The sequence below is a fragment of the Photobacterium marinum genome, assembly GCF_000331515.1.
Lineage (GTDB): Bacteria > Pseudomonadota > Gammaproteobacteria > Enterobacterales > Vibrionaceae > Photobacterium > Photobacterium marinum.
Window position 1 is genome coordinate 89,704 of the sequence record NZ_AMZO01000013.1, and the last position, 8,955, is coordinate 98,658.

The 8,955-nt window shown below is 42.2% G+C and carries 8 protein-coding genes; 4 read left to right on the forward strand and 4 right to left on the reverse strand.

The window, feature by feature from the left end:
- The first annotated feature begins 49 nt into the window (after nucleotides 1-49).
- From C942_RS09655 to C942_RS09665, 3 genes are read left to right on the forward strand one after another with little or no spacing between them, the layout of a single operon-like run.
- Entirely contained in the window at nucleotides 50-3,496 is a 3,447-nt protein-coding gene (locus C942_RS09655; RefSeq protein WP_007465138.1) for a hypothetical protein, read from the forward strand.
- A gap of 13 nt (nucleotides 3,497-3,509) precedes the next feature.
- On the forward strand, nucleotides 3,510-4,100 hold the full coding sequence (locus C942_RS09660) for a hypothetical protein (protein ID WP_007465140.1): 591 nt from the start codon (nucleotides 3,510-3,512) through the stop codon (nucleotides 4,098-4,100).
- Nucleotides 4,101-4,108: 8 nt separating this feature from the next.
- The gene (locus tag C942_RS09665; protein WP_007465141.1) at nucleotides 4,109-4,351 is read left to right on the forward strand and encodes a hypothetical protein; all 243 of its coding nucleotides are present in this window, start codon (nucleotides 4,109-4,111) and stop codon (nucleotides 4,349-4,351) included.
- Between the two features lie 84 nt (nucleotides 4,352-4,435).
- Here the strand turns inward: C942_RS09665 and C942_RS09670 are convergent, their stop codons facing one another.
- The 4 genes from C942_RS09670 to C942_RS09685 form a co-directional block, all read right to left on the reverse strand.
- A complete protein-coding gene (locus C942_RS09670) occupies nucleotides 4,436-4,810 on the reverse strand; it encodes a hypothetical protein (RefSeq protein WP_198287480.1) in 375 nt (124 codons plus the stop codon).
- Nucleotides 4,811-4,992: 182 nt separating this feature from the next.
- Nucleotides 4,993-5,799: a transporter substrate-binding domain-containing protein gene (locus C942_RS09675; RefSeq protein ID WP_007465145.1), complete on the reverse strand. Its 807-nt coding sequence runs from the start codon at nucleotides 5,797-5,799 to the stop codon at nucleotides 4,993-4,995.
- Between the two features lie 52 nt (nucleotides 5,800-5,851).
- Complete coding sequence (locus C942_RS09680) at nucleotides 5,852-6,670, reverse strand: amino acid ABC transporter permease (RefSeq protein ID WP_007465146.1); 819 nt, start codon at nucleotides 6,668-6,670, stop codon at nucleotides 5,852-5,854.
- 5 nt (nucleotides 6,671-6,675) lie between these two features.
- The gene (locus C942_RS09685; protein WP_007465148.1) at nucleotides 6,676-7,413 is read right to left on the reverse strand and encodes an amino acid ABC transporter ATP-binding protein; all 738 of its coding nucleotides are present in this window, start codon (nucleotides 7,411-7,413) and stop codon (nucleotides 6,676-6,678) included.
- 362 nt (nucleotides 7,414-7,775) lie between these two features.
- On the opposite strand from C942_RS09685, the gene aroG reads away from it, so the two are divergent.
- Nucleotides 7,776-8,834, forward strand: coding sequence for a 3-deoxy-7-phosphoheptulonate synthase AroG (gene aroG / locus C942_RS09690; protein WP_007465150.1), 1,059 nt, complete (start codon nucleotides 7,776-7,778; stop codon nucleotides 8,832-8,834).
- Nucleotides 8,835-8,955: the final 121 nt, after the last annotated feature.

The window sequence follows — 8,955 nt, forward strand, 5'->3', positions numbered from 1 at the left end:
AAATAAAGAATAGAAAACAATAATTGTTTTAATCAAAGGAGTGATTAAAATGGCGATAGTGGTTAAAGTTGATAAATCACAAATATTATCAGGCCAAACGTCTGATTCTTATGTTGTGCGCAAACAAGCAGGAAGCACAATTATAGTTCGTTCACAGATTCTAGATAAAACTAAGTCTCTACGTGAACTAAAAGATTTTCCTGATTCGTATACAGGTGCAGCAGGTAAAGTAATTGCTGTAGATAAAAACGAAATAGGTGTTTATTTTAAAGAAATTTCACCTTCTTCTTTGAACGTATATACGAAAGAAGAAGTAAACAAAGATATTGAAAACCTACAATTAAACAAGGCTAATCTAAAAGACAGTAACACCTTTACGAGTAATCAAACTGTAAAGGGTGATATTACTATTTCTCAAAATGAAGATAAGGCTAATACAACTACTTTTAAAGTAATTGATGGTGGTCTTAATGTAGATCTAGTTAACCAGAACGAAAGCCAGATTGTTAATTTCAACCTAAGTAATCTAGATCAAAGCCGTTCTAGTGATAAAGGCAAAGATTCTAATTCAGGCTTAATTAAGTTCCAACAAAATAAAGAAGGAACAAAAATTCTTGTTGGTAACGATGAAGTATTAACGACTGAAACAGTTAGCAAGAATATTCCTACTCAGGGTGTAATGGAAGCTATGCTAGCGGCTAATAATGATCGTTTCGCAGCAAGTGGCTTTGTTCATATGGGGCAGAATTACCCGCCAGCAACAGGCATAATTAATGATGGCATGTGGTCGTATATACACGGAGCATTTCCTAACCGTCTATTCCTCGGAGCAACATCAAAACCTAACGCCCATCTGGGTGGATCCAAAACAGTTACCCCTTATGTAAACATTGCAGGTTTCATCTCAAATCTGGCAAATATTAACTCAATTAACGAGTCGCAGTTGGTTTTCCCCGAAGCCGAAAAAGGCACCCGCACATATAATTCTAAAACTGGCGAAACAGTTGATTATCTGACAGACATTGATCCGAAATATGGGGATGTTGCTCCTACAGTTAGCGAAGCGGTTAGTCGAGCTTGGGAGTTTGAATTAAAAAATGGTGACTTCAGGTTTGAAGATAGTCATTGGAGTAAGCAAGGCGGTGGCATTTTTGACCTATCAGGTGGACGGGCGAAAATATCAGGTAGAAATGCATTTATTGAGACATCTAGCCGTATTTCATTTGTTGCTGGTGAAGAATATGTCATCGCCGGATATGTCTCAGAATTAGTTGGTAGCGTTCAATTTCGTGTTAGGGATACATCGGGATATCAATTAGCAAAATCAATTAGTTCTAATGGATATCATGAGGTTAAGTTTACAGCAACAACTACAGGTTCTTTTAGCCTTTTATTCTATTGCTCTGGAACAGGCGCAACAGTTGAACTTCGAAATTGTAGTGTTAGAAAAGCATCAGAGCAAGTAGTTACAGAGCGTGTTGATTTAGTCGCTATTGAAGCATTTATGCGCCCAATTCATAAAGGCGATCATGTTTATCCTAACGGTTGTATTCAGTCACTAGCGACAAAAATGAACGGTATTGTGACTAGTGATGATGCTAGTCGTCCAGATTCATTCTTTGCTATGTATGACGGGCAAGTAGGGCTACGTGGGCGAGGTGTTAATTTCCATGCTTGCAGTGCTAATGATCAAGATGTTTTAACTAATGACCCTGATAACAATATCTATCGCATGGTAGACGGCACAATCTGCCAGTGGTCAATCCGCGCTAGAACGTTTAAAGGCGTTGGTAATGGCGATTGGTTTAACACAATGCCCTTAGCTACGGATTTGAAATTTAACAACGTTAATTTTGTAAAGCCGCAGGGTATTAAAGACGGTATTGAGTCACCCTTTGGTGAGCACAACAAAGGGTCTAGTGGTTATTTCGCTAAATCAAGCAATGTTAAGTTTAACGGTGGGGCGGGTGTATTTGGGGCAATTAACCCAAGCAATACGGGATACGATAAAACTATTGCATACAACGGCTTATGCTTCCTATTGCCAATTTGCACCGTTCCTAGACTTAATCAAGGTGCTGATCATCCCTCGCTAAATCCTATGGGGACTGCTGGCTGGCGGAGAGGGGATGGAGATAGCAACACTTACACATGGTGGGGTGTATCGTCACATCTCCAAAAAACAAGTAAGGATTGTTTTAAATACTTACCTAGCGGTTCGCAAGAAGGCGGTGGTGGTAATTGGGGTGGACAAATTGGACACTCTCCGAAACGCCCAGATGGCCGATTCCACAATGCAATCTACGCAGATGGCTTAGGTGGTGTTAATGATTTGCGTCTTAGTGCTCATAAAGTAACAGCAGAAGATTACGCAAGGGTTGATGCAAAGGTTAAAGCGGGAACGTATCGCGGTGCTGAGAAGCTGAAACTTATCCGTATCAGTCAAAACCCAACACTAAACACAGTATCAACCACTCCGTATTGGTTCTTGGATAATAAATTTGTAGGGTTAGTTGATAACGGTGAGTTTACAAAGGTGCATATCGTTGATGGAAATACTGTTATAGCCTCATTGCAACGACATGAGCTGTTCTACACCACCGCCAAACTGGATGGAGCATCTAACGAGGTATATATTCGCACTAAGGATAGCTATCCACGCACACCTGATACATATATCGTGTTCGAAATGGAAGCTGATATCTCTGTATCCGGTGAGTTCCAAATGACAGAGGTGATTGGTTCACCTGACAATATCGTTAAGTGTGAAACATTGAAAAATGGTTGGTTGGGTGTATGGAATCCAATTATACCCGATGGGAATCCCGCTACTTGGTTTAAATTTTCAAGAAAATCATTTGTGAAAACATCATCAGGGGTTAACACCAAAGACAACGGTTTAACGTGGGTAAATAGCACTCCGTATATAGATCCAATAACAAATGCAACTACACTTGGTGGACACAATGCGGCTGGGCGTATTGGTGTTTACCCATACAAAGCTTTCGCTCATCAAGTTGAAGATTGTAATAATTCTCCTGTTCAGGATTTCATAGCGGGTATTGGTGATGTGTTTGCAACACAGGCTTACTTATCTCAGCGAGGCGGGTTATTAGCAGAAGCCCTTATTACTAAAATACCTACAGCAACAGCAGCTAAACGCTACCTGCAAACATTAGCATTACAAACCAAAACATTACTTGATAATAAACTAAACAGTGACTCTATCTATAGCTGTCAACACGTTGAAGTGTCTATGTTAGGAGGGGATAACTCGCCAGCAGTTAAATGCTTGGATACTCGTTCAGCCGTTAATGATCAAGCTTACCTTGATTATCACTTCAAAGAATTGGTTTGGGATGAGACTTCGAAAAGTTGGGGTGATGAGTCTAATCAAATGCCTATTGGTAACAAAACGGCTGTAATGACAGATAACAATGGAAACTCTGTTCTGTTTGGAACAAAACGTTTAACCATGCCGATTGGTTGGTTATAAGCAAGGGGTAATTATGAAACGATATAATTATATTAAAAATGAAAGAGAAGGCGTTTCAGGTTTAGTTACTACCGAGCTTGAAACCAAATCAATCAAGGATGTAGAAACAGTAATCAAAACTGGTAAAGATAAAGCCGTCATTGACGGCTTTATCGAAATGTATCTAACAGGTCTGTATCCATACGCGAAAGTAGAGGAAGAATACATTTCTAACGAAATGAAACTATCTGAACTGTTAGCAGGGGATGAAGTTAATCAGGGTGCTATTGATGCTTGCTACGGTGTTCGAAAGAAGCTTGAAGAAGGCAAGCAAGAACATAAGACAACGGTTATTGATGCAGAAGGAAACGAAATTGAAGTAATCGAGGTTGAAACGTTTGACGCTTATCCGTGGTTAGCAACTTATCGCGGAGTTGAGGATGCACCCAAACCACCATCGTATGAGTTTAGTATTGATGAATGGAAGATAGAGCATTGTCAATTAATGCGTAAGTGGTCGTATCCTGATGTTCGAGATCAGTTAGATTATCTGTATCACTACGGTATAGAAGCATGGAAAACAGATTTAGTTGAACCAGTAAAAGCTATGTTTCCAAAAGAGTAGGGGGCAGAATGAATATAGACGTTAGTGATTTTATTCTGTTTGGTCTAACGGTTGGATGTAGTGTTATTGGCTGGCTAATTAATCAAGTTATGGCATCTATTGAAAAGTTAGAACTACAGGCCGATGAGTTCGAAAACGAATTACAATTACAAAAATTAGAAGCGCGGGATGTTTCAAACGATTTGAAACACCTAACACAAACCGTTGATCGTTTATGTGACAAGATAGATAAATTGTTAGATAAGGGATGAGCTACGCGCAGTGCTTCAAACGATTAGATTAAATCCTGGCTATTTGTGTAGTCAGGATTTTTTTTAGGCTATTCACAATTGTGCTTAGAACGGTTCACTGTATCGGCATACAGTATCATAGAAACCAATTATCTTTGCTATAGCTCGATCAACACCAATTTGGTCAAGTGTATTCACAGTAGCTTGATAACTACCTTCATCACTTTTCGGCTCAACAGAAGTCATCTCAGATATGAAGTTTTTGAAATCTTCATGCATAGGTTCAGGTAAATCATTTTCAGGTGTGATATGTGTGAGGTTAAAAACAAGTGCGTTAACCAGTCGTTCTTTTTGAGTTTGTGAAGCAGCTAGCGAGTGAACCGCTGTGTGTAGTTTTTCCCAGCCATAACCATATTTCATAACTATTCCTTCTTTGACAATTATTGCTTTGCTTGCTGGTGCGTAGGTGGCTGGTAGCATATCACTGTGCTGTAGTTCAAAATTGTGATGTAGGTGTTGTTCTTCGGGATACTGTCAGTAAGTTCGGAACTGAAGTGAGACTGTTATAATTGATGCTGATGAAGAGCAAATAAAAAAACCGCCGTAGGCGGTTTTTTTATTTGCTCTTAGAGCGATCCACTATATCGGTAGTTGAATTTTTGTTAATAGTCAGCAACTATGTCTTCCCACTCAAGGGTCTTAAACCAGTAATCATACCGCTCTTGCAAGAACCCATCATTTGTTCGAGCAGCGATCCATCCATCGAAGTATGCTTTCAGTTCGTCATCACCTAGACGCATTACGAATCCCTCATCTCCATTTGCTAGTGGATCTTTGAAAGGCATATATAGGAGGTATGAATGTCTTAGTGTTTCGTGTTCAGGTTTAGGGGTGCTTGCGATAACAGCATGAGCATTGCCATTTAGCACTTCTTGGAAGGCCATGTTGTCATCATCAAACTGGTAAATTTTAGCTCTAGGAAAAAGCTTCTTCGCTAGTGTTGCAGTTGTTGCACCGCGTCTAACAGCAATCTTAACTCTACGACTGTTATAGCTCTCAATTGTAGTTAAATCTTTTGCTAACTTTTTATTTGCGGCTAGCTGAATACCGCTGTGAGAGTAAGGTATAGAAAACAACACGCTTTTTTTACGTCGTTCTGTTATAGTCATTCCACCGATAATCACGTCGAATTTATTCGCCAGCAGGGCTGGAATAATGCCGTCCCATGCGGTTGGAATGAACTCAACTTTCAGGCCCGCATCATCGGCAAGGCGACGGGCAACATCAACCTCAAAACCAATCAGTTCACCCTGTTTATCACGCATTGCCCATGGGACGAAAGTGGACAGGCCGACACGTAAAGTGCCGCGTTCTTTAATAGCTGTAAGAGCGGTTGTATCTCCGGCGATGGCTGAGGAGCCCATGACTAACGACAGTAAAGCCAAGCATGTAGCTAAAAGGCGTTTCATGTGTCCTTTCTCCTTATTAGTAATGTGTTGTTTTTAATTTATGAATTCTTGATCAATGCGACGAAACATTGAGCCTGTGCTCAAGCCATGCAGCAAAGCCTGAAAGTACCAGGGTTACGCATAAATAAATGCCGGCAACAGTAAACCAAACTTCGAATGGCATGGCAGTGTCGGCAACAATGTTTCTGCCTTCAGTGGTTAAGTCGAAAATCGCCATTACACTGACGATCGAGGAGTTCTTAACCAGTGATACGGCTTCATTGGTCAATGGCGGCAGAATGCGCCGAATTACCTGTGGGAGGATGACAAAGCGATAGCAGTCAGTTTTTGTCAGCCCCAGGCTTTGCCCGGCTTCGAATTGTCCTTTGGCGATGCTATTGAGCCCGGCACGGAAAATTTCAGCGGTGTAGGCACCCTGAAAAAGTGACAGTGCCAGAACCGCAGTGGTAAATCGCTCTAAACCAAGTACCGGGCCAAATACGAAATACAACAGGTAAATTTGTACTAGTAGTGGTGTATTACGGATCAGCTCGATGTAACCACGGGCAAGGGATCGACCGACAACAGAATCTGAGAGGCGCAGCAGGGCAGTAGTCTGGCCAATCGCTAAGGTACAAATCAGGCCAACAGCTGATATCTGTAGGGTGACCATAAGACCTTCGAGCAGTTCGGCCGGAAACCATTCTCCGTCTTCAACAAACCACAGATATTGAGGTATCCGATACCATTGCCAGCGGTAGTTCATGGCTTCAGCACCGCTGTTCAGCAGCCAGAACAAACCGAGTCCGACGAGACCAACCTGGAAAAGTCCGGATAGAACAGGCCTGAGAATTTTGGTGCCGGAACTTAGAAAGTGAGTTTTATTCGACATCAGAATTAATAGCTCAGTATTTGTTCTAGGAATTGACGAGTGCGAGGGTGTTCTGGGGCGTCAAAAAGCTGCGCAGGTGGGGCGGTTTCGACAATTTCTCCTTCGTCCATAAATACCACCCGATCGGCAACCTGACGGGCAAACCCCATTTCGTGGGTTACGCACACCATGGTCATGCCTTCGTTAGCCAGTTCTTTCATCACATCCAGAACTTCACGGATCATTTCTGGATCCAATGCTGAAGTCGGTTCATCAAACAGCAAAATATCAGGTTTCATACAGAGTGAGCGGGCAATGGCGACGCGTTGTTGCTGTCCGCCGGAAAGCTGTGCTGGATATTTATCGGCCTGATGACCTATATGGACACGATCAAGAAACTCTCGGGCCATTTTTTCGGCCTCGGCTTCTGGCATTTTTAACGCACGGCGGGGAGCAAGAGTCAGGTTTTCCAGAACGGTCATGTGAGGGAAAAGATTGAAATGTTGAAAAACCATGCCGACTTTGCCGCGAATAGTGCGCAGGTGCTTATCATCAAGCAGTTGGCCGGAAACAGAAAGTTGGCCTGTATTGTATTTCTCCAGCCCGTTAATACAGCGAATCAAAGTGGACTTGCCAGAGCCGGAAGGGCCACATATGACAAGGCGTTCTCCACGCTTTATGGTCAGGTTTATGTTTTTTAGGGCATGGAATTCACCGTACCATTTATCTACATTTCTAAATGAAATGACATCATTGTCAGACACTATACTGACCTCGTTAGGTATAACTTGTTGAACTTATGTTATTGCTTTCGTGGGGGTATTTCAAAGCGACAACCCACAAAAGAGCAAAAGGTGCAATTTGTTGCTCATTATTTATGCATGGATAGCTATCTGTTGTAGGATTTTATTGTGCGATTGGTTAACTACTTTGGTGAAATTTATTAGAGATTTTGGATTCGCAAGTGAATTCTGAAGAAAAAATATGTAGTTAAATTACAAATACCGTTTGCACATGCCTAAATTAAGAGGTAGGTTAAAGTCAATTGGATATGAAATTTACTGTCAACCAAGCTTGTAAATAATTATTTACGGTTGCCAGCGGAGTAACACGGGAAGTAATAAGCATGCACAAAACAGATGACGTACGCATTCGCGAAATCAAAGAGTTATTGCCACCAGTAGCTGTACTGGAAAAGTACCCGGCAACAGAAACTGCTTCTGAAACAGTATATAAAGCTCGTCAGTCAATTCATAAGATTCTGAATGATGAAGATGATCGCTTATTAGTGATTGTCGGCCCTTGTTCTATTCACGATCCTGTTGCAGCGCTTGATTACGGTAAGCGACTGAAAGCATTAAGGGAGGAGTTGAAAGGGGATCTGGAAGTGGTGATGCGGGTTTACTTTGAAAAACCGCGTACCACCGTTGGCTGGAAAGGCCTGATCAACGACCCGTACATGGATGGAAGCTTTCAGTTGAATGATGGTTTGCGAATTGGTCGCAAATTGTTGCTGGATCTGACAGATATGGGGGTACCGACTGCGGTTGAGTTTCTGGATATGATTTCTCCTCAGTACACAGCTGATCTGATCAGCTGGGGGGCTATCGGTGCCCGTACTACTGAATCTCAGGTTCACCGTGAGCTGGCATCTGGCCTGTCTTGCCCGGTCGGATTTAAAAATGGTACGGACGGTAATATTAAAATTGCCACCGATGCCATTGGTTCTTCCAGCGCGTCACACCACTTTTTGTCTGTTACCAAGTTTGGTCATTCAGCTATTGTCTCGACTGAGGGTAACGATGACTGTCATATCATTCTTCGTGGTGGTAAAGAGCCAAATTATAGCGCTGAGCATGTCGATGCGATCACCCAGCAACTTGAAAAGGCCAGTTTGCGCCAGAAAGTGATGATTGACTTCAGCCATGCGAATAGCCTTAAGCAGTTCAAGCGTCAGATGTTAGTAGCTGAAGATGTAGGCCAGCAAATTGCTGCCGGAAATGACGCAATTTTTGGTGTGATGATAGAAAGCCACCTGGTTGAAGGCCGTCAGGATATTGTTGACGGTAAAGCCGCAACGTATGGTCAGAGCATCACAGACGCTTGCATCGGTTGGGAAGATACTGAAAAAGTATTGCGCCAGCTTGCTGAAGATGTGTCGAAGCGTCGCCAGGCAAAAAGCTAACCTGAGCGAGAGGCCAGAATAATCGCGATTAACTTCCTTCCTAGACAGTTAAGCGAACAAAAAGCCTGATGATTCATTATCAGGCTTTTTTATACTCCTTGTCCCGTCCTGAGATAAGTTG